A 26,980-nucleotide genomic window follows, 5' to 3' on the forward strand; every position below is an offset into this window, starting at 1 on the left:
GATGACTTCCAGGGACGGGCTCCGCCGGTTCCGGGGGACGCGTGGTCCCGGGCCGTTCGGCGGGCTGCGCGGCTGGGGTGGCGTCTCGGCGATGGCGGGCGCCTGTGTGCTGACGGCGTCGCTCACCCTGCTTCCGCTGTCCCACTCCGTGGCGGAGCGCCCGGAGGACGCCCCGCAGCGGACGGCCACGGCCGTGCCGGCGACGACGGCCGCGGAGTGCCAGGAGCCGGAGCGCAGCGTTCCGGCCTCGGGCGACGACGGCCCGTCCATCCGGAAGATCAAGGAGCGCGAGAACAAGAAGCTGGTCATCGGGGTGGACCAGAACAGCTACCAGTGGGGTTATCTCAACCCGGACACCAAGGAGCCGCAGGGCTTCGACATCGATCTCGCCCGTGCCATAGCCAAGGACATCGTCGGCAGCGAGAAGGACGTCATCTTCCGCGCCATCCCCACCAATCAGCGGGTCGCCGCGCTGGACAACGGCACGGTCGACCTGGTCGTCAGGACGATGACGATCACCTGTGACCGGATCAAGCAGGTCGCGTTCTCCACGGCCTACTTCCAGACGGGGCAGCAGGTGCTCGCCCCCAAGGGCTCGGCGATCACCGGGTTCAACGGGTCGCTGGCGGGCAAGCGGGTCTGCACGGCCGACGGGTCCACGGCGTACAAGGCGCTGGAACAGAAGTCCTACGGCGCGATATTCAGGGACGCCCACGACGGAACGGCCCTGGACGAGGACCGGTTGACGGTGCCCAACCAGCTCGACTGCCTGGTCAGGCTCCAGCTCGGCGAGGTCGACGCGGTGGTGACGGACAACGCACTGGCGGCCGGTCAGGCCGCCCAGGACCCGGCGGTCGAGCTGGTCGGGAAGCCGCTCGCCCCGGAGTACTACGGCGTGGCGGCCAAGCTGGGCAACGAAGATCTGGTGGCCCGGGTGAACAAGGTGCTGGACGGGTATCGCGCCGGTGGGGCGAACAGCCCCTGGATGACCGCGTACGACAAGTGGCTGAAGGCGGCGCTGCCGGGCATCACCGCGCCGCCGGAGGCCAAGTACAAGAACGGCTGACGGTCAGGAACGGCTGACGGTGGCGGGCACCACCGGACGGCATCGCACAGCGGAGCGGAGAGGTGATCGATGGGCGGCACGGGCTCCTTTCCCGACGCGACGGGAAGGCCACCGGGACCGGTGATGGACCGGGACGAGGTGGACCGTGCCCTGGCGCGCCTCGAAGCGGAGCACGAGGCCATCGAGTCCTCGCTCCTCGCCCTCCAGGACCACGCGGGACGCCGCCTCCTCGAAGGGGCCGAGCTGACCGGGGTCACGAAGGACCGCTGGGCCACCGCCGAAGGCGCGATCACGCTGCTCTGGTCGTACTTCGACAGCTACTCCGGCGCACTGACCGGCGCCCGCGAGGCGCGCGCCCGGCGGCGCTGGCCCAACCGCGACGACCTGGTGGAGCTGACGGAGACGCTGCGCGGCCGTGGTGTCACCGTCGCGGGCCCCGCCCAGCCGCTGCCCGCGCTCACCGGCCCCGCCAAGCTCTCCGAGCACTTCACGCTCGCCGAACTGGTGGCGCGGATGAACGAGTTGTACGCGAGTTCGCTGGACATGGTCGTGGCCGCGGACTCCGTCTGGTCGGCGCTGCCCGCCCGGATCGACCTGCTCTCCGCGGAGTTGCAGCGCACCCGCTCGCTGGCGTACTCCGTCGGCGTACGTCCCGGGGAGCACCCGGCGGGCGACGACCTGGAGTCGATCACCCACGAGCTGTCCACGCTGCGCGCCCAGGTGATCTCCGATCCGCTGGCCTTCTGGCGGCCCGCGTCCGGCAGTTCGGCCCCGGGCGGCGGCAGGCCCGACACCGAGCGCTACGACCGGGCGGCCCGCGCGCTGGAGGACGTACGGAGTGAGATCGAGGCGGTCCTGCGGGTGCGCCAGGACTCGGAGGAGCGGCTGATGCGGCTGCGTGACGTGCTGTCGCGGGCCGACCGTACGCTCACCGAGGCGCGCGCGGCCCGTGGTGAGGTGCTGGCGAAGATCGCCGCGTCCGAGGTGCCCGCGGTCAGCGGCCCGCCGACCGCGCTCCACGAACGGCTGTCGGCCGCAGCGGAGTACCGCAGGCACGCCCAGTGGCACCGGCTCTCGCCGCTGCTGGAGTCGCTGGAGCGCGACGCGGAGGACGAACTGCTGCGGGCCCGCGAGTCGCTGACCGCGGTCACGGCGCCGCTCGCGGTCCGCGCCGAGCTGCGCGGCCGGCTGGACGCGTACAAGGCGAAGGTCGCCCGGCACGGCATGGCGGAGGACCCGCTCCTGATCGAGCGGTACGACGCGGCGCGCCGGATGCTGTGGAGCGCGCCCTGCGATCTGCGCGTCGCCGAACAGGCCGTGCTGCGCTACCAGCGGGCCGCGGCGGACGTCCTGGTCCCGGGCCCGCCGGGCCCGGCCGACCGCGGAGGTGGGGCGTGAGGGCGCACGGCTTCACCACGGACAGCGGAACGACAGCGGGAGAGCGGGGGGACGGATGAGCGGGAACACGGCGTGCCAGCGCCCCGGTTGCGAGGGCTCGTACGAGGACATGGGCGGCGGTGAGCTGTACTGCGACACCTGCGGTCTGGCCCCCGTCGTCTCCCCCAACGGGTCGCTCGCCTCGCCGCCGACGGGCATCACGGGCGGCGGCCGGGGCGGCAGCGGTTCCGGGGGCGGCAGCGGGAAGGGCTCGGGCAGCGGGGACTCCTCGCGTTCGTCGGGGCGCCAGTCCTCCCGGGCGTCCTCGCGCTCCTCGACCTCCAGGCGGTCCGTCTCCGGGCGGCTCTCGCGCTCCCTGTCGGGCCGGGTGTCGTCCCGGTCGGTCTCGGTGCGCAGCTCCGGCTCGTCCGCCAGTTCCTCGGGGCGCAACCGGCTGGGCGCGGGCCTGGTCTCCGTACCGGACGTGCCGCGCCCCGATCCGCGCTCCGCGGTCATGGAGCGCCCGGAGGTGCCGGAGCGCAAGCGGTACTGCTCGCGCTCGGACTGCGGGGCGCCGGTGGGCCGGGCGCGGGGCGACCGGCCCGGCCGTACGGAGGGGTTCTGCACGAAGTGCGGGCACCCGTACTCGTTCGTGCCCAAGCTCCACGAGGGCAATGTGGTGCACGGGCAGTACGAGGTCGTGGGGTGTCTGGCGCACGGCGGTCTCGGCTGGGTCTATCTGGCCGTCGACCGCGCCGTGTCGGACCGCTGGGTGGTCCTCAAGGGCCTGCTGGACACGGGCGACCAGGACGCCATGGCGGCGGCGATCTCCGAGCGCCGCTTCCTCGCCGAGATCGAGCACTCCAACATCGTCCGCATCTACAACTTCGTGGAACACCTGGACCAGCGCACGGGCTCCATGGACGGCTACATAGTCATGGAGTACGTGGGCGGCAAGTCGCTCAAGGAGATCGCCAACGAGCGGCGTACGGGCGCCGGCAAGCGGGATCCGCTGCCGGTCGAGCAGGCGTGCGCGTACGGCATCGAGGCGCTGGAGGCGCTGGGCCATCTCCACAGCAGGAACCTGCTGTACTGCGACTTCAAGGTCGACAACGCGATCCAGACCGAGGACCAGCTCAAGCTGATCGACATGGGCGCCGTCCGCAGGATGGACGACGACGAGTCGGCGATCTACGGCACGGTGGGCTACCAGGCCCCCGAGGTGGCCGACGTCGGCCCGTCGGTCGCCTCCGACCTGTACACGGTGGCCCGCACCCTGGCGGTGCTGACGTTCGACTTCCAGGGCTACACCAACGTGTTCGTGGACTCGCTCCCGGACCCGGACAACATCGACGTCTTCCGTACGTACGAGTCGTTCTACCGGCTGCTGGTCCGGGCGACGGACCCCGATCCGGCCCGGCGGTTCTCCTCGGCGCAGGAGATGGCGGAGCAGCTCACGGGCGTGCTGCGGGAGGTTGTCGCACTCCAGACAGGCCGTCCGCGCCCCGCGCTGTCCACGCTGTTCGGCCCCGAACTGCGGGTCACGGACACGGATCTGTTCGCGGAGCTGACGGAGGACGTCTCACGGCTGGGGGTACGGGCGCAGCCGCAGGGCGGCCTGTTCGGCCGGCGCGCCGGAGCGGCGGCCGGGACGCGCACCGGACCCGCGGAAGGGGCGCCCGCCGCCGCGCTGTCCCCGCCCGCCGCGCCCGCGCTGCCCGCGCCGGGCGCCAGACCCGGCGCCGCCGGGTACGCCGGCCTCGATCCGGCGGTCCTGCCCGCGCCACCGGCGCACCCCCCGGCGGGCGCTCTCCCGTCGCCGCGCTCCGAAGCCGCGCCCGGCGCGGAACCCGCCTTCGGCACGCCCGTGAACGGGACGCCGGGGGCGCCCCGGCTCGCGCCGCTCGACGCGGCGGCGACCGCGCTGGCCCTGCCCGTACCGCGTGTCGACCCGAACGATCCGAACGCGGGGTTCCTCGCCGGACTGATGGCCTCCGCCCCCGCCGAGCTGATCACGGCGCTGGCCTCGGCGCCCACCGACTCCGTGGAGCGCGGGCTGCGCGAGCTGCGCGCCCGGCTGGAGATGGGCGAACCGGCCACCGCGCTCGATGCGCTGAACGTGCTGGAGGAGCGCCGCCCCGACGACTGGCGGGTCGTCTGGTACCGGGGGATCGCCTCGCTGGCCACCGGTGACCACGAGATCGCGGCGCTCTCCTTCGACGCCATCTACGACGCGTTCCCCGGCGAGCCCGCCCCGAAGCTGGCGCTCGGCGTCTGCGCCGAGGTGCTCGGTCAACTGGACAACGCGGCGGAGTACTACCGCCTGGTGTGGACGACGGACCCGAGCTATGTCAGCTCCGCGTTCGGGCTGGCCCGGGTGCAGCTCGCCGCCGGGGACAGGACCGGCGCCGTACGGACCCTGGAGTCGGTGCCCGAGTCGTCGATCCACTACACGGCCGCGCGGGTCGCGGCCGTACGGGCGCGGCTGCGGCAGCGCGGTGTCCCGGCGCCCGCCCCGGCCGCCGCCCTCGGCGCGGGTCGGATGCGAGGGCAGAGCCAGGGCCGGCGGCAGGGCTTCGTCGCGGAGCCGGCGCTGATCGACGATCTGACGGCCGCGGCGCAGCAGGTCTCCGCGCTCCAGCAGTTCGATCTGGACGCCGTACGGCGGGAGCAGTTGTCGACGGAGGTACTGGGCACCGCTCTGGACTGGGTACTCTCCGGTAGTCCGGGGGCCCGTCCCGTCCAGAGCGTGCTGCTCGGCAGCGAACTGGACGAGCGTGGTCTGCGTCTTGGACTGGAACGCTCGTACCGGGTACTCGCCCGGCTCGCTCAGCGCGGCGAGGAGAGGATCGAACTGGTGGAGCGGGCCAACCGTTTCCGCCCCCGGACGTGGGTGTGATTGATGTCCCAGATGCACCGGTCGGCCGACCAGCCGACCTGCCCGAGCTGCGAGGAGCCGCTGGAGTCCGGCGACCTGTTCTGCGGCGGGTGCGGCTACGACCTGTCGGCCGTGAAGCAGCACCCGGACGATCACCCCACGCTGGTCATGCACGGGGCGGGACAGGCGGAGCCGCGCACTCCGGTCGCTCCCGCGCCTCCCGGTGCCGCCGGCACTCCAGGCTCTCCGGGCGCTCCGGCGGCCGGGGTGGAGTGGCCCCCGGCCACCGGCGTGGACAGTTCGGGCACCCCCGTACCGGCCCATCTGCCGGAGGAGGTGCCGGGTCTCGACTCCACGGGGTCGCGGCTGCCCGAGCACCCGGGCGACTTCGAACTGCCCGCGCCCGCCCGGGCGTCCGCCGTACCCCCCGTCCCGTCCTCGCCTCCGTCACCGCCCGCGCCACCGGTCCCGTCGGCCGATCCGCGGACGTCCGCCGCCGGTGCCCCGGCGCCACCGGCCGGGGCGAAGATCTGTGTGGCCTGCCGCGCGGGCCGCGTCGACACGGACGGCTACTGCGAGAACTGCGGCCACGCCCAGCCGCGCGAGCGCGACCACATGGAGCAGGAGCTGTGCTCGGTGGCCGCGGTCAGCGACCGCGGGCTGCGCCATCACCGTAACGAGGACGCGTTCGCCGTGTCGTCCGCCGCCCTGCCGGACGGTTCGCCCGCCGTGGTGGCGGTCGTCTGCGACGGGGTGTCGTCGGCGACCCGCCCGGACGAGGCGTCGGCCGCGGCGTCGGCGTCCGCCAACGAGTCGCTGCTCGGCGCCCTGGAGCGGGGTACGCATCCGCAGCAGGCGATGCACGACGCGATCCTCGCCGCCGCCGAGGCCGTCAACGCGCTGGCCACGTCGGTCGCCCCGGCCCACGAGCACCACCACCAGAACGCGCCGGCCTGCACGATCGTCGGCGCGGTCGTCGCGAACGGGCTGCTGGTCATCGGCTGGATCGGCGACAGCAGGGCGTACTGGGTCCCCGACGACCGCGGCGGCCCGCCCGCCCGGCTCACCGAGGACGACTCGTGGGCCGCGCAGATGGTCGCGGCGGGCCTGATGAGCGAGGCGGAGGCGTACGCGGACGAGCGCGCCCACGCGATCACCGGCTGGCTCGGCGCGGACGCGTACGAACTGGAGCCGCACACCGCGTCGTTCAAGCCGGACCGCCCCGGTGTGGTGGTGGTCTGCACGGACGGGCTGTGGAACTACGCGGAGGGCGCCGACGAGATGGCCAGGGCGCTGCCCGCCGACGCGGCGCTGCGCCCGCTGCACGCGGCCCAGGTCCTGGTCGGGCACGCGCTCGACGGCGGGGGCCACGACAACGTAACAGTGGCCGTGCTGCCGTTCGCCGTACCGGCGCAAGGGGCAGGATCCGCCTGAGTGCGGCGCGGGCCCCGCGCTGCCCCGCGCCGTCGCCGCGCCCTTCCCCGACGTCTCCCACCGACTTCTCCCCCGATCTGTTCCACGACCTGTTCCACCGATCTATCTCACCGACTTCTCCCACGGGTCTCCGTCGTGCGGAGCGTCAAGGAGCCGATACAGATGGCGAACTTCTCCAAGTCGAACGTGCCGCAGTTCTCCGTCGACGTGTACCAGAACGCCTACCTGCCGGAGGGCGGGCGCGAGGTCAACGCGATCGTGACGGTCACGTCGACGGGCGGCGGGACCACCGGTGGCGTGCCGCTCGCCGGAGCCTCGCCGACGCCCTCCGCCCTCCCCGGGCACAGCCCGAACGCGGCCGTGGTGATCATGGTCGACTGCTCGGGCTCGATGGACTACCCGCCCACGAAGATGCGCAACGCGCGCGACGCCACGGCCGCCGCGATCGAGACGCTGCGCGACGGTGTCGCCTTCGCGATCGTCGCCGGTACGCATGTGGCGAAGGAGGTCTACCCCGGCGACGGGCGGCTGGCGGTCGCCGACGCGCGCACCCGCGCGGCGGCCAAGGAGGCGCTGCGCAGACTCGGCGCGGGCGGCGGTACGGCGATCGGCACCTGGCTGCGCCTCGCCGACCGGCTGCTGGCCTCGGCCGACGTCCCGATCCGGCACGGCATCCTGCTCACCGACGGCCGTAACGAGCACGAGGCGCCGGAGGATCTGCGGGCCGCGCTCGAAAGCTGTGCGGGCCGCTTCACCTGCGACGCCCGGGGTGTCGGTACGGACTGGGAGGTGAAGGAGGTCACCGCGATCGCCTCCGCGCTGCTCGGGACGGCCGACATCGTCGCGGATCCGGCGGGGCTGGCCGCGGACTTCACGCGGATGATGGAGAACGCGATGGGCAAGGAGGTCGCGGATGTCGCCCTGCGGCTGTGGACCCCCGTCGGCGTGGAGATCGTCTTCGTCAAGCAGGTGGCGCCGACGGTCGAGGAACTGACCAGCCGGCGTACGGAGTCGGGGCCGCGGGCCGGGGACTATCCGACCGGGTCGTGGGGCGACGAGTCCCGCGACTACCACGTGTGCGTACGGGTCCCGGAGGCGGGCATCGGCCAGGAGATGCTGGCCGCGCGGGTCTCGCTGATACTGCCCGCGCCGGGGGGCGGCGCCCCGGAGGTGCTGTCCCAAGGGCTGGTACGGGCGGTGTGGACGGACGACATGGCGGCCTCCACCTCCATCAACCCCCAGGTCGCCCACTACACCGGCCAGGCCGAGCTGGCCCAGGTCATCCAACAGGGGCTGGATGCCCGCAAGTCGGGTGATTTCGACGGCGCCACCGCCAAGCTGGGACGGGCCGTCCAGCTCGCCGCGTCCTCCGGAAACGCCGATACGGCGAAATTGCTTTCGAAGGTGGTGGACGTGGTCGATGCGGCGACAGGTACTGTGCGACTGAAGGCGAAAGTCGCGGATGCGGACGAGATGACCCTCGAAACGCGCTCCACCAAGACCGTTCGCGTCAAGAAATAGCCAAGAAGTACACCGTCCTACAGCCGTGCAACGGCCCGGTGGCCGGATCCGAGAGTGGCCTGCGGGCCCGATGAGAAAGCGGCCTGCGGGCCGGACGAGAGGAGGAAGCGCCGACATGCCGACCTGCCCGAACGGACACCAGTCGGGTTCCGAGGACTGGTGCGAGGTCTGCGGCCATCGCATGGCCGGCCCCGGCGCCCCGGCGGGCGCCGTTCCGCCGCCGCCTCCCCCGCCGCCCCCCGCGCCCGGCTACGGCTACCCGCCCGGACCCGACGCCACCGCGCAGGCGGAGCTCTGCCCGCAGTGCCGCACGCCTCGGGAGCCGATGGCCCCGTTCTGCGAGGAGTGCCGCTGGAACTTCCTGACGAACACGGCGACGTCGTACACCCCGCTGGCCCCGTACCAGGGCCCGAACAGCCCCGGCGGTCCTGGCGGTCCTGGCGGTCCCGGCGGTCCGGTGCCCGGGCTGAATCTGCCGCCCGGTTTCCAGGCGCAGCAGCCCACCCGGCAGCACGAGCCGTTCGAGTACCAGAGTTCGCGCCCCTCCCAGCTCAACCGGCCCGCCGAGCCCCTGTCGCCCGACCGGTCGGCGCAGCAGGCCGGTGCGCCCGCGCCGCCGCCCGCGCCGGACTACGCGCGTTCCGAGCCGGACTACGCGCGTCCGGACTACCAGCAGCAGGGCCCGCCGCCCCCGCCGCCGTACCAGCAGGGGCCGCCGTCGGCGTACCAGCAGGATGGGCCGCCCCCGCCGTCGCCGTACCAGCAGGACGGGCCGCCGCCGGCGCCGCGTCTGCCGGTATCGCCGGTCTTCCAGCAGTCCTCCGCTCCCCCGGCCCCTGCCCCGTCGCAGCCGCAGCAGAGCGGCGAGGACGACTGGATGCTGCCGCCGCCCTCGTCCTCGACCCCTCAGTCGCACGCGCCGCAGGGCCCGCAGGAGTCCCAGCGGCACGAGCCGCCGCAGCAGTACCAGCCCGCGGCGAGCTGGACGGCGGTCGTCGGTCCCGACCGTGACTACTTCATGGCGATGATGCAGCGCAGCGGCCCCGAGGCCACCGGGCTGAATCTGCCGGCGTACTCCCCCGAGCAGCGTCTGTCGCTGACCGGCAACCAGATCGCGATCGGCCGCCGCCGGCACTCCACCGGCGAGTCCCCCGACATCGATCTGTCCGTGCCGCCGGAGGACCCGGGGGTCTCGCACCAGCACGCGGTCCTGGTCCACCAGCCGGACGGAAGCTGGGCGGTCGTCGACCAGAACTCGACGAACGGCACGACGCTGAACGGCGCCGAGGACCCGATACAGCCCTTCGTCCCCGTCCCGCTCAAGGACGGCGACCGGGTGCACGTCGGTGCCTGGACGACGATCACGATCCGCCGCGACTGACCCGGCCGGACCCGGGCACGGGACCGTCGTCCTGGCCGAGCGGCCAGGCGTACGGTCCCGCCGGGTCGTCCAGCCAGGCCCACTGACCGTCCCCGGTGACGGTGACGCCGTACCGCTCCCGCGCCGGGCGCCCCTCGCGTTCCCAGAGCGAGAGCGCCTCGCGCGGGTCGAGCCGTCCCGAGGTCAGGGTCAGCAGGAAGCGGAACAGCTCGTTCTCGCTCGCGCGCCGCGGCAGCCCGCCGAGGGGGCGGTACGGTCCCGCCCGGCCGGCCGGGACGCCCCGCAGCGGTACGAAGTACGCGGCCGTGTGCAGGAAGCGCCCCTCCGCGTACCGCCCGTGCGGCGCGTCGGTGACCCGCAGCGCGATCAGCCCGGTGGCGAGCGGGGCCAGGATCCGCGCCCCTGGACTCGACTGCGCCATCCAGGCCCGGGGCACCGACGGCAGGGTGCAGGTCGCGATGATCCGGTCGAACGGCGCGCGCTCGGGGCAGCCCCGCGCCCCGTCGGTGGTGACGACGGCGGGCCGGTAGCCGGCCGCGGCGAGATGCGTACGGGCCGACTCGGTGATCTCCGGTTCCAGATCGACGGTGGTCACGTTCGCGTCGCCGAGCCGGTGGGCGAGCAGCGCCGCGTTGTAGCCGCTGCCCGCGCCGATCTCCAGGACCCGGTGCCCGTCCCGTACGTCGAGCTCCACCAGCATGCGGGCCATCAGGGAGGGCTGGCTGCTGGACGAGATCAGCTCGCCGTCGCGCACACGGGTGGCGAGCGGGGCGTCCGCGTACGCGCCCCGCAGCCAGCGCCGGCGGCGCCCGGGGTCGGGATCGCCGCACCAGAGCCGGTCCCAGCCGCCGGGCCTGCTGGTGAAGTAGTACGGGACGAAGAGATGGCGCGGCACCTCCTCGAACGCCGCCCGCCAGGCGGGATCGTCCAGCGCCCCGGTCACCGCGATCTCCCGGACCAGCCCGGCGCGCGCCTCGGCGGCGGTCGCGTCGTCGGGACGGTACGGGTCGACCGGGTGTGCGCCCATCTCTCCACTGTCCTGGCTGGGCGCCCGGGAAGCGAGCGGACCCGCGGGCCGGGTGGGGTGTGCCGGCCGGTGTGGTCGGACCGGGTGCCGGACAGGACCTAGGGCCACGGTCCTCGGTCGCCGCGTCTGAGACGATGGACGGGTGAACGATATTCCGCGCGACACGCTTCAGGAGCAGACCTTCTACGAGCAGGTCGGCGGCGAGGAGACCTTCCGGCGCCTGGTCCACCGCTTCTACCAGGGGGTCGCCGAGGACCCGCTGCTGCGGCCGATGTACCCGGAGGAGGATCTGGGTCCGGCCGAGGAGCGCTTCACGCTCTTCCTCATGCAGTACTGGGGCGGCCCGCGCACCTACAGCGACCAGCGCGGTCACCCCCGGCTGCGGATGCGGCACGCCCCGTTCGCGGTGGACAGCGCGGCGCACGACGCCTGGCTGCGGCACATGCGGGTGGCGCTGGACGAGCTGGGGCTGTCGGAGGCGCACGAACGGCAGCTCTGGGAGTACCTGACGTACGCCGCCGCCTCGATGGTGAACACCGCCGGCTGAGGATCCCGTCACACGAGCCGTCCGCCCCGTACGCGGGCCGTCCTGCTCCGCGGGCCGCTCAGGCCGGGGTGACGTCAGGCCGGGGTGACCGTCAGGCCGCCGAGTCCGGCTCGGCGCACCGCGATCGAGCCGTACGCCGTACGGAGCCGGAGCCAGCTCCCGGACTCCAGCAGCGCCGGAGGCTCCTCGGGGGCGGCGCCCGCGGGCACCAGCGCGCGGACCGGGCGCAGGAAGCCCAGCGACTGCGCGGCGTGCACGGCCCGCAGCGGCAGATGGGTGTCGCCGAGGGTGCGGGACCAGATCTCGCGGCCGATCCGGTCGCGCGCGGCGCGCGTCCGGTCGCCGGGCGCCAACTGCTCGTCCCTGGCACGGAACTCCGCGACCGCCCCGGCCAGCGCGCGCCCTATGGCCTCCGCGCCGGGGAGCCCGGGGACCTGGCGCCAGCCGCCGCGCGGCGGCAGCACCCCGGCCCACGGCGGGCCGGTGACGGCCGTCGGCACGACCGCCGTACGCGCGCTGTCCTCAACAAAGGAGTCGCCGGAGTCGGGGACGGCCGCAGCGGACGGCGCGTCGATGGAGTCGAGGAGTTCCCCGGCGGAGACGGTGACGTCCAGCGGGGCCGCCGCCCGTGGCGGGTACGGGGCGCCGAGCCGGGCCGTACGGATGGCCAGCACCTCGAAGGACGCGGGGCGGCCGAAGACGGCGAGCGCGCCGCCGCCCGCGCCCCCGCCGCCGGCCTGGAGCCGGACGGCGGCGGCGCGGTCGTAGTGGATCAGCCGGGCGAGGAAGGCGCCGAGGTCGGCGGCCTCCCGCGCGTCGGCGAATTCCAGGGTTCTGACGGACAGGGTCATGCCGCGAGCGCGTCCTCGTCGTCCAGGTACTGCAGGAGGTACGACTTCTCCTCGGCGGTGATCCGCCGGGGTCTGCCCGCTTCCAGGTCGTAGGGCACGACGACCGTCGCGGCCCGTACGTACACCTGGTCACCGTCCTTGATCTCGTACGCGATCGTCAGCGACGCCGCGTTGATCTTCGTCACCCAGGACTCGATGGTCACCGGCTGGTGCCGGTGGACCAGCGGGAGCTTGTAGTCGATCTCGTGCCGGGCGACCACGGATCCGCCGGAGAAGGACGGTGAGCCGTTCCCCGGCGCGAGCCGGAACATGAAGTCGACGCGGGCCTCTTCGAGGTAGCTGATGAAGACCGCGTTGTTGACGTGCCCGAAGGCATCCATGTCCGACCAGCGCAGGGGACAACTGTAGGTATGACGGGCCATCTCAGCCCCGCGTGAGCTTCTTGTAGGTGGCGCGGTGCGGGCGGGCGGCGTCGGCGCCGAGCCGCTCGACCTTGTTCTTCTCGTACGACTCGAAGTTGCCCTCGAACCAGAACCACTTGGAGTCGCCCTCGTACGCCAGGATGTGCGTGGCGACGCGGTCCAGGAACCACCGGTCGTGGGAGACGACCACGGCCGCGCCCGGGAACTCCAGCAGCGCGTTCTCCAGCGAGGACAGGGTCTCGACGTCGAGGTCGTTCGTCGGCTCGTCGAGGAGGAGCAGGTTGCCGCCCTGCTTGAGGGTGAGCGCCAGGTTGAGGCGGTTGCGCTCACCGCCGGAGAGCACCCCGGCGGGCTTCTGCTGGTCCGGGCCCTTGAAGCCGAAGGCCGAGACGTAGGCGCGCGAGGGCATCTCGACATGGCCGACGTTGATGTAGTCCAGCTCGTCCGAGACGACCGCCCACAGCGTCTTCTTCGGGTCGATGTTGCCGCGGCCCTGGTCGACGTAGCTGATCTTGACGGTGTCGCCGACCTTGATGGTGCCGGAGTCCGGCTCCTCGAAGCCCTGGATCATCTTGAACAGCGTGGTCTTGCCGGCGCCGTTCGGGCCGATGACCCCGACGATGCCGTTGCGCGGGAGCGTGAAGGACAGGTCGTCGATGAGGACCTTGTCGCCGAACGCCTTGGAGAGGTTCTCGACCTCGACCACGACACTGCCGAGCCGCGGGCCCGGCGGAATCTGGATCTCCTCGAAGTCCAGCTTCCGCATCTTGTCCGCCTCGGCGGCCATCTCCTCGTAACGGGCCAGCCTGGACTTGGACTTGGCCTGCCGCCCCTTCGCGTTGGAGCGGACCCACTCCAGCTCTTCCTTGAGCCGCTTCGCCCGCTTGGCGTCCTTCTGGCCCTCGACCTTGAGACGGGTCTGCTTGGTCTCCAGGTACTTGGAGTAGTTGCCCTCGTAGCCGTGGAGACGGCCGCGGTCGACCTCGCAGATCCACCCGGCGACATTGTCCAGGAAGTACCGGTCGTGGGTGACGGCGACGATGGTGCCGGGGTACTTGGCGAGGTGCTGCTCCAGCCACTGCACGGACTCGGCGTCCAGGTGGTTGGTGGGCTCGTCGAGGAGCAGCAGGTCGGGGGCTTCGAGCAGCAGCTTGCAGAGCGCGACGCGACGGCGCTCACCACCGGAGAGGTTGGTGACGGGCCAGTCGCCGGGCGGGCAGCCGAGCGCGTCCATGGCCTGTTCGAGCTGGGTGTCCAGGTCCCACGCGTTGGCGTGGTCGAGGTCCTCCTGGAGCTTGCCCATCTCCTCCATCAGCGCGTCCGAGTAGTCGGTCGCCATCAGCTCGGCCACTTCGTTGAAGCGGCGGAGCTTGCCCATGATCTCGGCGGCGCCGTCCTGGACGTTCTGCAGCACGGTCTTCGACTCGTCGAGCTCCGGCTCCTGGAGGAGCATGCCGACGGTGTACCCCGGGGACAGGAACGCGTCGCCGTTGGACGGCTGCTCCAGACCGGCCATGATCTTCAGGATGGTGGACTTGCCGGCGCCGTTGGGTCCCACCACACCGATCTTCGCGCCCGGCAAGAAGCTCTGCGTCACATCATCGAGGATGACCTTGTCGCCGTGCGCCTTACGCGTCTTGCGCATCGTGTAGATGTACTCAGCCAAGAGAAACCGTCCGGCAATCGAGAAGGGCCAATGTGCGGCTCCGCCGCGTGAGGGCAGATACACCCCATCTTGCCTGACGTCCATCCCCCGAAGGAAACCAGTACCGCTCCCCGGACAGCTCCTCCGGCGGGGTTTCCGGGGTCCCGGAGGGGTGGCCCCCACGACGTCCGCGCGTCCTGGGGGCCACCACCTGCGGCGGGTCACTCAGTGCCCGCCGGTGTTCACTCTCCGGCGGAGGGGTCGTTCTTCTTGCGGAGGAAGTAGACGGCTCCGCCGCCGACGAGGACGAGGGCGATGGCGACGCCCGCGATGACCGGGGTGGCGGCCGAGGAGCCGGTCTCGGCGAGGTCGCCCGTGGCGGTGGTGGAGCCGGTGACGCCCGCCGTTCCCATGGTGTCCGTCGAGGAGCCGCCCGCCGAGGCCGGGAGGGGCTGCCCGGAGGCCCGCTGGGTGACGATCTCCGAGTCGCCGGTGGTCACGCAGTCCAGGACGCCGTCGAAGGTCTTCGAGAACCCGCCGGATCCGGTGACGGTGATGCCGTACGTCTCGTCCTCGCCGACCGGGACGACGACCGTGGTGGTCCCGCCGGGCGTGACGGAGTGTTCCTCGCCGGCGATCTCGAAGACGAACGGCTCGTCGCCCGCGTTGACGGCGGTGACGTCGACGCCGCTCTCGGCGCAGTTCTTGCGCGCGGTGACCGCGGGTATCGGGCCCCCCGTGGCCCAGTTGGCGGTCGCCGTCGCGGAGACCGTGGAGTCGCTGGACCCGGCGAGGATCTGGGTCTGGCTCCTGGTCACCCCGGCGAAGGCGCGGCCGACGGGCACGGAGGTGGTGGCCTGCACGCCCAGGGAGGCGGTGCCGTCGGCGGCGTCCTCGGGGACGTCGAAGTACAGCTCGGTGCCGTCGGCCGCGGTGGTGACGGGCGCCCCGGCCCGGTCGGTGATCCGGATGCCGCTGGCGGCGGCGTCGGCGGGCGGTGTCACCGTGACCCCGGCGGCGTCCGTGCGTACGGTCACGGGGCCGAGCCGCTCCCCGGCCCTGCCGGAGACCACGCCGGGCTCCAGGGTGAGCGACGCCTTGGGCTCGGCGCTGTCCCGGGCGCTCTTCTCCAGCCAGTCGGCGAGCTTCTCGGCGGCGGGGTCGCTCGCGTCGACGTCGGCACCGTCCGAGTACCGCCAGATCGCGACCTGGGTGCCGGCGGCGGCGGTCTTCTCGGTCAGCGGTCCGGTGCCCGCGGTCTCGGCGAGCGCCGCGAGGTCGTCGATCTGCGGGTACGAGTGCTCCAGGATCCAGCGGATCCGGCCCGCGTCCTTGTTGGCGCCGAGCGAGGTCTCGTCCCAGGGGGTCTCGCGGTACTTCGCCTGGTCCTGTGTGGGGTTGTGTATGTCGATGCAGTACGTCTTGAGCTTGCCGCCGCCGTCGACGGTCATCTCGAACAGCCCGGCGGGCAACCGCTGGTCCTTGCCGTCCGCGTGGAGCACGGCCTCGCCGTAGGTCTTCAGGCCGTCGAGGGTCGCGGCGGCGCCCCCCTGGTGCTGGGAGCCGTCGTCGGCCACGGCGGTACCGGCACCGGTCAGCGAGGTCAGCGCGACCAGACCCGAAGCGAGAACCGCGGCGGCGAGACGGGCCGCGCCCCGCCGCCGCGCGGATGACTCAGATATCGCAGAAAACACAGAATTCCCCTTCGGGCGAGGTTCTTTCGCGTGGAACGCGTGGGGGGTTGCCTCGCCTGCAGACTCAAGTGCCCAGTGAGTACTCGCGAATCCTATGGACGACAAGAACCGCGGAAGGCCGCCCGGCCACCGGGACAACCGTTCCGCATCGGAATCGTTATCCAGTGGCCGATACACACATGGAAGGTGACCGAGAGTATCGACGAATCTCCACAACCGCCTCTCAGGAAGCGGGAGTCGGGGCGGCGACCGGGCCGGCCGGGGCCGCGGACGGCGGTCCGTGCCACAGGTCCTCCCCCTTCCCCGGCGCCTCCGGGGCCGTCTCCTTCCGCTCCGCAGCGCCACCGTGACCCACGGTCAGGGACGGGGCCGTCCTGGTCAGGCGCCTGAACGCGGAGGTCCCCCGCGTCAGGTCGTGCCCCACCGCCACCGCGTCGATCTCCACGGACGTGCGCCACTGCCCCTCCCGCTCGTCCTCCCGCACCCGCAGCCTGCCGTGCACCACCAACGGCTCACCCACCGAGACCGAGGCCGCCAGATTGGCTCCCAGAGCCCGGCGCGCCCACACCGTGTAGAAACTCGTGGGCCCGTCCGTCCAGGCGCCGCGCGCCCGGTCCCAGCGGCGCGCGGTCGCCGCGAATCGGAACCGCGCCGCCCCGCCCGTCTCCGACTCCCTGAATTCCACCCGCGTGGCGACATTCCCCACCAGCGTTACCACCGTGTCGTTCATAATCCGCCTCCCGTCCGGCCGTATTTCGACTGATCCCATGCTGGCCCGGACGGAAAGAATGTGCTGACGCCTGTGTATTACCTGTCAGTTGTGGAAAACTCCGTCACCCGATCCGGTGAGGGCCGGTCACCGCTCCGTGACCGCGCGGAGCCCTCAGCCGCCCGCCCGGGAGACCGTGACGTACTGCTCCCGCACCTCCCGGTAGCGCATCAGCTCCGCCGAGATCGGGTCGAGCACCTTCGCCCGTCCGCACCCGGCCGCCGCCTCGCGCAGCCGCCGCTCGGCGTCCTGCCCGTACCGCCGCGCGGGCCCCCGCGCCGCCGCGCCGCACGCCCACTCGACGAACGGGCCGCCCACGATCCCCGCGAGCATCACCAGCACGGGCGGCAGCAGCCCCGGTTCCAGCACGCCGATGATCTGGCCCACCAGCCAGAGCGCGCCGAAGATCTGGAGCAGGGTCATGGACGCCTGGGCCAGTACGGCCACGGGCCACCAGGCCGGGCGCGGCGGGCGGCCCGGGGGCGGCCCCGCCGTCACGGCCAGCTCGTCCAGTTCCTCGGGCAGCCCCTCCGCGCCCCGTACGGCCGCCTCGCGCACGGAGTGCGCCCACGGCTCGGGCAGCCCGGCGGACGCCTCCTCCACGACCGTGCGTACGGCCTGTTCGACGCGCTGGCGCGCCGTCAGCTCGTCCTCCACGACGGCCGGGGCCGCCGGGGTCCCGCCACCGCCCGGGGTGCGGGTCTTCTCGTACCACCGCCACAGGCGCAGCCACGGTGTGCCGCACGCGCGCCCGGCGTTCCTGTGCCACTCGCGCTCCGCCGTCTGGCCCGCGGCCACGGCGCCGACGGCCCAGGCGAGCCGGTCGGTGAACTGCTCGCGGGAGCGCTCACCGAGCCCGGCGCGCCCCTCGGCGACGTACGCGGAGCGCAGCTTCACGGCCGCGGCGTCCACGTCGGCGGTCAGCCGCAGCGCCGCGGCGCCGCGCTCCTGTACGAACCGTCCGAGCAGGTCGCGCAGTTCGCCCACGCCCTGTCCCGTCAGCGCGGAGACCGCGAGGACGGTGGCGCCGGGTTCGCCGTGTTCGCCGAGGGCCATGCCGTCCTCGTCCAGGAGGCGGCGCAGATCGTCGAGTACCTGGTCGGCGGCGTCGCCGGGGAGCCGGTCGATCTGGTTGAGGACGACGAAGGTGATCTCGGCGTGCCCGGCGAGGGGGCGCAGATAGCGCTCGTGGAGCGCGGCGTCCGCGTACTTCTCGGGGTCCACGACCCAGATGACGGCGTCGACGAGGGCGAGCACCCGGTCCACCTGGTCGCGGTGGCGTACGACGGCCGAGTCGTGGTCGGGGAGGTCGACGAGGACGAGGCCGTGGAGTTCCTCGTCGCCGTCGCCGCCCGCGAGGGGCCTGCGGCGCAGCCGTCCGGGGATGGCGAGCCGGTCGAGCAGCCCGGCCGCGCCGTCGGACCAGGTGCAGGCGATGGGGGCGGAGGTGGTGGGCCTGCGCAGTCCCGTCTCGGAGATCGGCACTTCGGCGAGCGCGTTGAACAGCGTCGACTTGCCGCTGCCCGTGGCGCCCGCGATGGCGACGACGGTGTGGCGCGAGGAGAGCCGCTGCCGCGCCGCCGCCTCGTCCAGGACGCGGCCGGCCTCGGCGAGGACGGCGCCCTCGACGCGGGTCCTGGACAGCCCGACCAGCTCGCCCAGCGCGTCGAGGCGGACCCGCAGCGGGCCGCCGTAGGCCCCGCCGATGGGCGTGTGCGCCTCGCTGTCGCCCGGGGAGGCCCCGGGCAGCTCCGCCAGGCCGTCCAGTCCGTCCAGGGCGTCCAGGCCCTCCGTGGCGCCCTTCCCGGCGGCGCGGCGGGCGATCAGGCCGTCGTCCCAGGCTCCGGCGGAGTCGGCAGGGGCCCCGGCGGCCCCGGTGGCCCCGGCGGCTCCGGCGGCTCCGGCGGGCTTCGTCCCGGCCGCGAGGGCCTCCGGGGCGGCCTCGGTCTTCGCGTCCTTCGCGTCCTTCGCGTCTTTCCCGTCCGTCGCGTCCTTCGCGTCGGTCACGTGGATCACCTTTCCCTCTGGAGTACGGACAGTGCGGCGATCAACTCGGCCTGCGGCTCCGGGCTCACCTCAAGTGCGTCGAGGGGCGCCAGCCGCCGGTCGCGCTCCCCGTGCAGTACGCGGTCGATGTACGTCGTCACCAGTTCGCCCCCCCGGTCGCGCAGCCGCAGCGCCCCCTGCGCCCCGATGCGTTCGGCGAGCCGTTCCCCGGCGAGCCGGGCCCGCCGGCCGCCGAGCAGGGCCGCAGCGAGGAGGGCGGCCACCGTCTCGGCGTCGGGCGCGGCGCCGCGCTCGTGCCGCCGTACCTCCTCCTCGGCCAGTTCCTCCAGGACGCGGCGCCAGCGGCGTACGGCCATCCCGACGCGCTCCACGGCCTCCCCGTCCGGTCCCGGCACCGGCAGCGCCCCGGCCGCCGGTTCGCGGCGCCAGGCGGTCTCCACGCGCTCGTCGGCGGCGGCGACGGCGCACTGGAGGAGCGCGCCGAGGCTCTCGACGAGCGAGTCGAGCAGTTCCCGCGAGGAGCTGTCCCTCGGATGGCCGCGCCACCGGGTCCGCGCGTCCCCGGCGAGGACGGCGCCGCGCTGGAGCTGGCGCCGTACCCGCTCCCCCTCGGCCGCGTACGCCTCCTCCACGGCGCCCGTCAGCCGTACGGAGGCGGCGTACTGCGCGGCGACCGCCCCCGCCAGCTCCGGCATGCGCGCGTTGAGCGAGTCGATCACCCCGGCCGCCGTACGGACGAGGGCCTGCTGGCGGGCGGCCGGGTCCTGCACCCGGTGGGCCAGCCAGGCGAGCAGCGGCGCGACGGCGGTGGTGGGCAGCAGCCCGCGGCCGGCGCCGGCCGACTCGGGCAGTTCGGGGATGGTGAACCGCGGTACGTCGCCGAGCCCGGCGCGCTTGAGGAGGGCCCCGTACTGCCGGGACACCTCGTCGAGCACCTGGTGGGGCACCCGGTCCAGGACGGTGACCAGGGACGCGTCGTACTCCTTCGCGGTACGCAGCAGATGCCACGGCACGGCGTCCGCGTACCGCGAGGCGGTGGTCACCATCACCCACACGTCGGCGGCGCAGATCAACTCCGCCGCGAGCAGCCGGTTCTCCACCACGAGCGAGTCGATGTCGGGCGCGTCGAGCAGGGCGAGCCCCCGGGGCAGCGCGACGGCGGTGTCGATGCGCAGCGCGTTCTGCTGCGCGCCGGGCGCGCCGTCGGCGCCCGTGCCGGTTCCGGGGTCCTCCTCCTGCTGGGGCAGCCAGACACGGGTGAGGTGCGGGAGCACCCGCATACCGGCGAACCAGTGGTGGTCCTCGGGATGACAGACGAGTACGGGGGTACGTGTGGTGGGGCGCAGCACCCCCGCTTCGCTGACCCGCCGCCCCACAAGGGAGTTGACCAGCGTGGACTTTCCGGCCCCGGTGGATCCGCCGACGACCACGAGGAGGGGCGCCTCGGGGTCCCGGAGCCGCGGCAGCAGATAGTCGTCGAGCTGCGCGAGCAGTTCGGCCCGGGTCTGCCGGGCGCGTGGTGCCCCGGTGAGGGGCAGTGGAAGACGCACGGCGGCGACACGGTCGCGCAGTGCGGAAAGTGCGTCGATCAACTGGGGCCGTACGTCCAAGGTCACCACATGCGAAGAATGCCCAATTTTGGAGCCTTTTTGAAGCGTATGGACATCTCTGCGCGCCGATTACGCTTCGGGACAGACGGGACGAGTGGGGCGCAGGCATAACGAGTGCACAACACCCGGGGCGCCGGAGCCCAAAAGCGATGCACGAATCGCACCTGCCTGCGATTATCGGTTCGCTTCACTGAACCTCCACAACGTGCCACGCACGTGAAGCAACCGGGTCAGGGTGATCGGAGCCCTATCCTTGTCCCGGCAAGGTCACGGAACCCCCCACACGGGGCTCCAGGTCACCGAGGCCACTTTCGGCCCCCGTAGCTCAGTGGATAGAGCAGGTGCCTTCTAAGCACTTGGCCGCAGGTTCGAGTCCTGCCGGGGGCGCTCTTCTACGCGCGGTGCACGGCCCTCCCGACCGGGAGGGCCTTTGCGCAGGTCGCCGCAGCCTACCGAGGGCGCTGTAGTGACGGCGTAAGGTCGACCGCCCCGCCCGGGGCTTACACGGACGGTCGGACGGTACGCGCGGGGCCGCGCCCTGGGGGGCGGTACGCGCCGGGCACGGTCACCGCCGACGACGCCCCGGCTCCCGACTCCCCCACGCCCCGCCATCACCGCCGTATGACGAGCCGGTCCGCGGCCTGGGGTTGGGGCTGGGGCGCTCCCCAGCCTTTGCCGCCATTTTCCTTTCCCGAAGGCAACTCATGAGCTTTTCCGGATGTCCCGAATCATCCGGAAAATCATGCGGAAAACGAGGGAACCTTTCCCTCCGGATCCCGGTCCTAGCCAATGACCGATGACCCGCGGGAATCCGATGCCGCGGATCCGAACCACGGGGAGGGTTCCCTCACATGCGCGCCCGCGCCTGCGTCCGCCCGGCACTCGTCGCCCCCGCCGCCTCCTCCGACGCCGCCCCCGCCCCGGCCCAGGAAGGCCGGGCCCACCAGGGCCGGCCAGGGCCACCGGCCCCGCGCGGACCTGCCTCGCGCCACCCCGCCCCGCGCCCGGGGAATTTGTCTTCGGAAACGGCGGTTGCCACGAGGAACGGGCAGCGAACGAACGGGAAACGGGCGCGAGAGGCGTTGTTCCCCCGCGTCGCCCGCGCCGCCGGACCGGATCCACCGAAATTCCTGGATTGTTCACCCATATGCTCCGCTACCGTCTCTCCGACGGCCTGCCGGCCGCGACTGGAAAACGACGGCCTGTCCAGGCCGACACGCTCGTCATGTGCATCCACCGGGATTCGCATAAACCCAGATCAACGAACACGGGCCATTTCGGTCAGCCCCGGACCGTCTTCGCGCCGGGACGGGCCGGCCGGTCCCACCTCACCCCGTATCGCCCGGTGCCGGACACACCCTCCGAGAGCTGCCCTTTCGCGCGGGCGATCGGCCGTCGGGGCGGCGCCCGTTCGGAGTCGGCCACGCCACGAGGCAAGGGATTCGGTCATCGGCGCTGTCCGGGCGGACGTTCAGCGCCTATTCGGGCGTTGCGGCAGAACATTTGCGCAACGTGGCGGACTCTCGCCCTGTGGTGGCGTGATGTCCCGCATAGAACGTCGAGAATGAGCCAAGTTCGCAGCCCAGGGATCGAAGCTTTCGCGCTGGGACGCCTTACCTACGAGTAGGGCTGCATTATCGCTGAGTACCGGAGTGATCTCATCGTGAATCCGGGCCGGCAGTGGTGTTCGTGCGTGCCGCCGCCCGCTGTGGCGGTGGCACCAGCACATGGGGGGCTGACCCGGAGGGGAGGCGTTCCGTGTGCCCACTCTTCGGTCGCATCAGGAAGGCAACGGGCGACAATTGCAGATCAATCTTCTCGGACCGATGGAAGTAATAGATGACGGGGTACAGGTCCGGATACCCGGAGAGAAGTTACGCTCGATCATGGCGGCCCTCTCCTTGTCGGTGGGCCGCTCCGTTTCGCGGAGTGAACTCATCGACGAACTATGGGGCGAAGAGCCCCCGAACAGCGCCGAAAATTCATTGCACGGCCATATCGCCCGGCTCAGACGGGTTCTGGTCGCACACGGAGGAAAGGCCGCACTGCGCAATGTCATCCAGACCTCGCCGACCGGATACGTCCTGGAGCTGGCCGAAGAGGACGTCGACGCGTCGCGGCTGCTCCACCTGGTGGCCCGCGCCGACGCGGCGAGCGCGGACAACCCCAGGGAAGCCGTCGACCTGCTGAACGAGGCGGTGTCCCTGTGGCGCGGCCCGGCCCTGATAGACGCCGGGCACGGAATGATCTGTCAAGTGGCGTACACCCAACTGGAGGAGGTCCGACTGGGAGCGTACGAAAGGCTCTTCGACATCCGTCTCCGGCTGGACCACCCCAGGGCGGTCATCCCCGGGCTGGAACAGCTCCACGCCAGGTACCCGCTGCACGAACGGTTCTGCGAGCAGCTCATCACCGCGCTCTACCTCTCGGGCCGACAGGCCGACGCGCTCAACACGTACCACCGCACCCGCGAGTACCTGTCGCAGCATTTGGGGCTGCAGCCCGGACACGGGCTGCGCGACACGTTCCAGGACATCCTCCGTCAGGCGCCCCACCTGACGAGGTCGACGTCCGGGGAAAGGGTCACACCGATTTCGTGACCCGCAGGATCTGCCAGATGGCCCCCAGCCTCGCCCGCCCGTGGAAGGCCAGGTACTCGGGGGACACGAGCTGGGGGCCCCACTTCTCCTTGTAGGCGAGCTGGCTGGCCGCGGGATAGACCTTGTCCCCGTGGTCGGCCAGCAGCCGCATGATCTTGCGGGTGGCCTTGCTCGCCCCCGCCGGATCGTGCTCCTCGGAGAGCCCGGTGAACGGGGTGAAGCCGAAGTGCAGCCACTCCGCCTCCTCCTGACGGAACATCTCCAGCGCGGTGAGGTTGATGGCCTCCATCACACCGGGCGGCGCGTCCGGGAGCCGGCGGCTGAGGTCGTGCAGCCACCCGGGGCGTGAGCCGTACGCGGGCGAGTACGAGATGTACGCGATGGGCACGCCGTCGAGCCGGCCCAGCATCAGCCGGCGCGCGTGCTGCACGGGCCCGCCCAACTCGCCCACCAGGAACTCGATCTCCTTGACGTGACGGCCCTTGCTCCGCAGCCAGGCCCCGTCGATGCCGGCGATCTCCGCCGCGCACTCCTCGTGGGAGACCTCCGTCACCTCGAGACCGCTGCGCCGGGCCCGCGAGATCTTGTTACGGAGTTTCATGAAACGGGTGCCGCGCAGGGCGAATTCCGGCAGGTGCACCGAATACGACGAACCGACCTGGTTGACCGTGAAACCACAGCGGACATAAAGGTCGACGTCCGAGGTGAGGAGCTGTACGGCCACGGCCTTGCGGCGCCGCCGGCGCGCATGGTCGAGGAACGCCTTCAGCAGCGCCTCCCGCTGCTCCGGCGGGGCGTGGACACCGCCGAACTGGATCAGGTACGAGCCCGCCTCGCGATAGGCGACGACGCCGTCCAGCGACGGGTCGGTGAAGTACGCGTTACCGGAGTTGAGCGCGAGGAAGGCGCTGGGGTTATCGCCGTCCTTGCGGAGCCTTTCCAGAACGTCGAGCACTTCTTGGTCGGATACCTCTCCGCTGCGCGTCGTCATCTCACTCCCGTTGCCTGATGCGTCGAGTTGCGGGCCCGAGTGCCCTGTGCCGTGCCCAGCAGACTGTCCGGCATCTCTCTTCCATTTCCCTGAAACGCCCGTCTCAGCGCGGTCTCAGCGGCGTCTCAGCGCCGTCTCCGGGGATTTTCAGGGGGGCATGTGATGGTCGTAACCACCACTTGGAACTGCGAACTTTCCCGTCAGCGGATGGGAAATGGAGAGCGGAGGGGCTGCGTGAGCAGCGAAATCGCGACGCCTTCGGTGTCAGGAAAAGAAGATTCCGGAGCACCTCGCCCGGAAGTCCCCACCTACCTTTCCCTCATTGACGGAAAGAACGTTCCGAGCGGGTCCTGGGTATACGTGGTCGACTCGGACGCCCTGCTCGACGACGCGTTTTCCACGCTCACCCTGAAGCGGAAGCTGGAGAGCGGGCGCATGTCCGCCGAGAACCTGCCGGCCACCATCGTCGCCCGGGTGGCGCGGGCCGACCGCCAGACCACGGACCTCGCGGTCGAGGCGGCTGCAGCGGCGGCCGGGCCCTGGTCCGCGTTCCCCCCGGAGATCCGGATCGAACGGTTCGGCGCCCTGCTGTACCGCAGGCTCGTCGAGCAGGCCGATCAGATCACCGAGGTGCTCGTACGCGAAGGGCACCCGCTCGCCCTGGCCCGCTGGCAGGTGTCCGGGGCCCTGGAGGTCTTCGGCCCCGAGTCGCTGGGCTTCTACCGGAGCCAGATGCTCCAGGAGTACCGGCACGGGGAGCGGACGATCTCCGTACGCCGCCGCCCCGACGGGGTGGTCTGCCTCAACCCGCCGCAGAACGCCCCGCTGTCCAGCGCGCTGCTCGGCGTGACCGCGATCATGGCCGGCAACGCCCTCGTCGTACGGGCGCCCCGCAGCGCCCCGCTCGGGGCGATGTACGTGCTGCAGGAGGTCGTGGCCCCGGTCCTGGCGGAACTGGGCGCCCCTCCCGGCACCCTCGGTGTGGTGTGCGGCGACCCGGCCCCGATGCTGGACGCCTGGCTGGAGAGCCCGCTCGTCGACGACATCATGTACTTCGGCAGCAGCGAGAACGGCATGCGCTTCCAGGAGCGGTGCATCGCGGCGGGCAAGAAGCCGATCCTCGAACTGGCCGGCAACGACATCGTGCTGGTGTGGAAGGACGCCGATCTGGACCTGGCGGCCGAGGCCATCACGGAGAGCTTCTACGGCTCCGGCCAGCTCTGCATGATCCCCAACCAGGTGGTGGCGCACCCGGAGATCGCCGACCACCTGATCGCCCTGCTGGCCGAGAAGGCCGGGCGGATCAGGCCGGGACGGTCGTCGCAGGAGGGTGTCCTGCTCACCCCGGTGCTGCGTAACGAGAAGTTCTTCTCGTGCCTGCGCGACGCCCTCGACCACGGCGCCGAGCTGGTGTGCGGCGGGCACGCGATGCAGGAGGACGGCAGCCGCGACACGGCCGGCATCTTCCTCGAACCCACGGTCGTGAAGGTCCAAGGACTGGCGGAGGCCCGGGAGATCCAGGCCGTCCGCGAGGAGACGTTCTTCCCGCTGCTCCCGGTGATCGTGGCCGAGCCCGCACCCGACGAGGTGCTGCTGGAGCGGTTCATCGACTTCGTCAACAGCAACGCCTACGGGCTGCGGAACTCGGCGTGGGCCCGGGACCCCGAGGTGGTCGACCGGATCGTCACCCGGATCACCCAGGGCGGGCTGCTCAAGGTGAACGACTCCCACATCGGGTTCCTGCCCTACCTGCCGACCCACGGCGGGACCGGACTCACCGGGGGTGTGTTCGGCGAGGCCAACTACCCGATCCTGCGGACCTCCCACATCCAGGGCGTGAGCGTCTCCACCGGCACGCGCCCCTCCGAAGCGGTGTTCGGCGCCTGGAAGGCCCTTCAGGCCGCCGCTGCCGCCGAGCACTGACCCGCATCCCGTTGGCGGGCCGCCGCGGTACGGGAGCCCCCGTACGCGGCCGTCCGCGCGCCCACAAGCCGTCCCGAACAGAACTGAGGAGGATCCATGCGCTCGTTGGAAGCCGCACGCGAGACGTGCGAATCATTCCTGCCCGGCCTGCTCGATCAGCTCTCCGGCACCTCGCTGGAAGAGCTCGAAGCGCCGAAGAACCCCGCCCTCGACCACTTCCGCAAGGCCGGCGGCCCCGGCCTCCTGATCCCCAAGACGTACGGCGGTGCGGGCGCCGACCCGCTCCAGGCCCTCGCCGTCACCCGGGCCCTGGCCTCGAAGGCGCCGTCCCTGGCGATCGCCACCACGATGCACCACTTCTCGGTGGCGACCCTGTTCACCCTGGCCGAGTCCATCCAGAGCAGCGGCATGGAGTGGGCGCTGCTCGAAGGCATCGCCGAGCAGCGGCTGCTGGTCGCCTCGGGCTTCGCCGAGGGCAGGCCGGGCCGGGGCATCCTCTCGCCGATGATGACGGCGACGAAGGCCGACGGCGGCTATGTGATCAACGGCGCCAAGAAGCCGTGCAGCCTGTCGCACTCGATGGACCTGCTCACCGCGAGCGTGGCGCTGCCGACCGACAGCGGCGAGCCGCGGATGTCGGTGCTGCTGATCCCCCGGCAGACCGAGGGCATCAGCGTCCACCCGTTCTGGGGAAGCCGTACCCTCGCGGGCGCCGAGAGCGACGAGGTGCGTCTCACGGACGTCTTCGTCGACGAGCAGCTCATGATGCACACCGAGCCGGGCGACGCCGGGAACCTGGACGACCTCCAGACCGTCGGGCTGATCTGGTTCGAACTGCTCATCTCCGCCTGTTACCTCGGCATGGTCAGCGGACTGGTCGAGCGGGTCGTCGACGGCAAGCGGGGCAGCGACTCCGACCGCGCCCGGGTGCTCACCCGGCTGGAGACGGCCGCCCTGCTGCTGGAGGGCACCGCCCGCATGATCAGGGACGGCGAGACCGGCAACACGGAGCTGGCCAGCACGCTCGTCGCCCGCTACGCCGCCCAGGACGCGCTGGGCGACGCGCTGAACCAGGCCGTCGAACTGCTCGGCGGCAGCGCCTTCATCTCCTCCTCCGACGTGGCCTACCTGGCCGGCGCCGCCCACGGTCTGTCCTTCCACCCGCCGTCGCGGGCGAGCTTCACCGCCCCGTACCTGGACCACGTCGCGGGCGACCCGCTGCGTCTGACCTGATGAG

The 26,980-nt window shown here is 72.1% G+C and carries 19 protein-coding genes and 1 tRNA gene; 11 read left to right on the forward strand and 9 right to left on the reverse strand.

From position 1 onward, the window contains the following. Position 1: 1 nt before the first annotated feature. From ACIO3P_RS04490 to ACIO3P_RS04515, 6 genes are all read left to right on the forward strand, one after another. A complete protein-coding gene (locus ACIO3P_RS04490; protein ID WP_401854981.1) occupies positions 2 to 1,066 on the forward strand; it encodes a glutamate ABC transporter substrate-binding protein in 1,065 nt (354 codons plus the stop codon). 69 nt (positions 1,067 to 1,135) lie between these two features. Then, positions 1,136 to 2,464 (forward strand): hypothetical protein, encoded by a 1,329-nt coding sequence (locus ACIO3P_RS04495; protein WP_329827059.1) that lies wholly within the window; start codon positions 1,136 to 1,138, stop codon positions 2,462 to 2,464. 55 nt (positions 2,465 to 2,519) lie between these two features. After that, positions 2,520 to 5,342 carry a tetratricopeptide repeat protein gene (locus ACIO3P_RS04500; RefSeq protein ID WP_401854983.1) on the forward strand — a complete coding sequence of 941 codons (2,823 nt, stop codon included), beginning with the start codon at positions 2,520 to 2,522 and terminating at the stop codon, positions 5,340 to 5,342. Between the two features lie 3 nt (positions 5,343 to 5,345). After that, on the forward strand, positions 5,346 to 6,755 hold the full coding sequence (locus ACIO3P_RS04505; RefSeq protein WP_329827057.1) for a protein phosphatase 2C domain-containing protein: 1,410 nt from the start codon (positions 5,346 to 5,348) through the stop codon (positions 6,753 to 6,755). A gap of 162 nt (positions 6,756 to 6,917) precedes the next feature. Then, positions 6,918 to 8,276, forward strand: coding sequence for a VWA domain-containing protein (locus tag ACIO3P_RS04510; protein WP_401854986.1), 1,359 nt, complete (start codon positions 6,918 to 6,920; stop codon positions 8,274 to 8,276). Between the two features lie 115 nt (positions 8,277 to 8,391). Beyond that, the gene (locus tag ACIO3P_RS04515; protein ID WP_401854988.1) at positions 8,392 to 9,657 is read left to right on the forward strand and encodes an FHA domain-containing protein; all 1,266 of its coding nucleotides are present in this window, start codon (positions 8,392 to 8,394) and stop codon (positions 9,655 to 9,657) included. On the opposite strand, the gene ACIO3P_RS04520 is transcribed toward ACIO3P_RS04515, so the two are convergent. Beyond that, positions 9,638 to 10,684 (reverse strand): methyltransferase domain-containing protein, encoded by a 1,047-nt coding sequence (locus ACIO3P_RS04520; protein ID WP_401854990.1) that lies wholly within the window; start codon positions 10,682 to 10,684, stop codon positions 9,638 to 9,640. The genes ACIO3P_RS04515 and ACIO3P_RS04520 overlap by 20 nt on opposite strands. A 142-nt stretch (positions 10,685 to 10,826) precedes the next feature. On the opposite strand from ACIO3P_RS04520, the gene ACIO3P_RS04525 reads away from it, so the two are divergent. Further along, a complete protein-coding gene (locus tag ACIO3P_RS04525) occupies positions 10,827 to 11,231 on the forward strand; it encodes a globin (RefSeq protein ID WP_329827053.1) in 405 nt (134 codons plus the stop codon). A 74-nt stretch (positions 11,232 to 11,305) separates the two neighbouring features. On the opposite strand, the gene ACIO3P_RS04530 is transcribed toward ACIO3P_RS04525, so the two are convergent. The 7 genes from ACIO3P_RS04530 to ACIO3P_RS04560 all read right to left on the reverse strand — a co-directional run bounded on the left by ACIO3P_RS04530 (position 11,306) and on the right by ACIO3P_RS04560 (position 20,229). Further along, on the reverse strand, positions 11,306 to 12,082 hold the full coding sequence (locus ACIO3P_RS04530) for a hypothetical protein (RefSeq protein ID WP_401854993.1): 777 nt from the start codon (positions 12,080 to 12,082) through the stop codon (positions 11,306 to 11,308). Then, positions 12,079 to 12,504, reverse strand: coding sequence for a thioesterase family protein (locus ACIO3P_RS04535; RefSeq protein WP_329827051.1), 426 nt, complete (start codon positions 12,502 to 12,504; stop codon positions 12,079 to 12,081). The genes ACIO3P_RS04530 and ACIO3P_RS04535 overlap by 4 nt, the downstream gene beginning before the upstream one ends. A 1-nt stretch (position 12,505) precedes the next feature. Further along, positions 12,506 to 14,170, reverse strand: a complete 1,665-nt coding sequence (gene ettA / locus ACIO3P_RS04540; protein ID WP_329827050.1) for an energy-dependent translational throttle protein EttA — start codon at positions 14,168 to 14,170, stop codon at positions 12,506 to 12,508. A 221-nt stretch (positions 14,171 to 14,391) separates the two neighbouring features. Then, positions 14,392 to 15,843 carry a thioester domain-containing protein gene (locus ACIO3P_RS04545; protein WP_329827049.1) on the reverse strand — a complete coding sequence of 484 codons (1,452 nt, stop codon included), beginning with the start codon at positions 15,841 to 15,843 and terminating at the stop codon, positions 14,392 to 14,394. 223 nt (positions 15,844 to 16,066) lie between these two features. Beyond that, complete coding sequence (locus tag ACIO3P_RS04550; protein WP_401854995.1) at positions 16,067 to 16,573, reverse strand: single-stranded DNA-binding protein; 507 nt, start codon at positions 16,571 to 16,573, stop codon at positions 16,067 to 16,069. Between the two features lie 153 nt (positions 16,574 to 16,726). Beyond that, positions 16,727 to 18,628: a GTPase gene (locus tag ACIO3P_RS04555; protein WP_401854997.1), complete on the reverse strand. Its 1,902-nt coding sequence runs from the start codon at positions 18,626 to 18,628 to the stop codon at positions 16,727 to 16,729. Beyond that, the gene (locus ACIO3P_RS04560) at positions 18,625 to 20,229 is read right to left on the reverse strand and encodes a dynamin family protein (protein WP_401855275.1); all 1,605 of its coding nucleotides are present in this window, start codon (positions 20,227 to 20,229) and stop codon (positions 18,625 to 18,627) included. Before ACIO3P_RS04560 ends, ACIO3P_RS04555 begins: the two co-directional genes overlap by 4 nt. A 314-nt stretch (positions 20,230 to 20,543) precedes the next feature. Between ACIO3P_RS04560 and ACIO3P_RS04565 the strand changes: the two genes are divergently transcribed. Then, positions 20,544 to 20,616 (forward strand) — tRNA-Arg (locus ACIO3P_RS04565). Positions 20,617 to 22,055: 1,439 nt separating this feature from the next. Continuing rightward, positions 22,056 to 22,829 (forward strand): AfsR/SARP family transcriptional regulator, encoded by a 774-nt coding sequence (locus tag ACIO3P_RS04570; protein ID WP_329827046.1) that lies wholly within the window; start codon positions 22,056 to 22,058, stop codon positions 22,827 to 22,829. On the opposite strand, the gene ACIO3P_RS04575 is transcribed toward ACIO3P_RS04570, so the two are convergent. After that, a complete protein-coding gene (locus ACIO3P_RS04575; RefSeq protein WP_329827045.1) occupies positions 22,813 to 23,820 on the reverse strand; it encodes a DUF2156 domain-containing protein in 1,008 nt (335 codons plus the stop codon). The two genes, ACIO3P_RS04570 and ACIO3P_RS04575, sit on opposite strands and share 17 nt — an antisense overlap. Positions 23,821 to 24,027: 207 nt before the next feature. On the opposite strand from ACIO3P_RS04575, the gene ACIO3P_RS04580 reads away from it, so the two are divergent. Further along, the gene (locus ACIO3P_RS04580; RefSeq protein ID WP_329827044.1) at positions 24,028 to 25,743 is read left to right on the forward strand and encodes an aldehyde dehydrogenase family protein; all 1,716 of its coding nucleotides are present in this window, start codon (positions 24,028 to 24,030) and stop codon (positions 25,741 to 25,743) included. Between the two features lie 96 nt (positions 25,744 to 25,839). After that, positions 25,840 to 26,976: an acyl-CoA dehydrogenase family protein gene (locus ACIO3P_RS04585; RefSeq protein WP_329827043.1), complete on the forward strand. Its 1,137-nt coding sequence runs from the start codon at positions 25,840 to 25,842 to the stop codon at positions 26,974 to 26,976. Positions 26,977 to 26,980: the final 4 nt, after the last annotated feature.

It is taken from the genome of Streptomyces sp. NPDC087310 (assembly GCF_044744405.1).
Classification (GTDB): domain Bacteria; phylum Actinomycetota; class Actinomycetes; order Streptomycetales; family Streptomycetaceae; genus Streptomyces.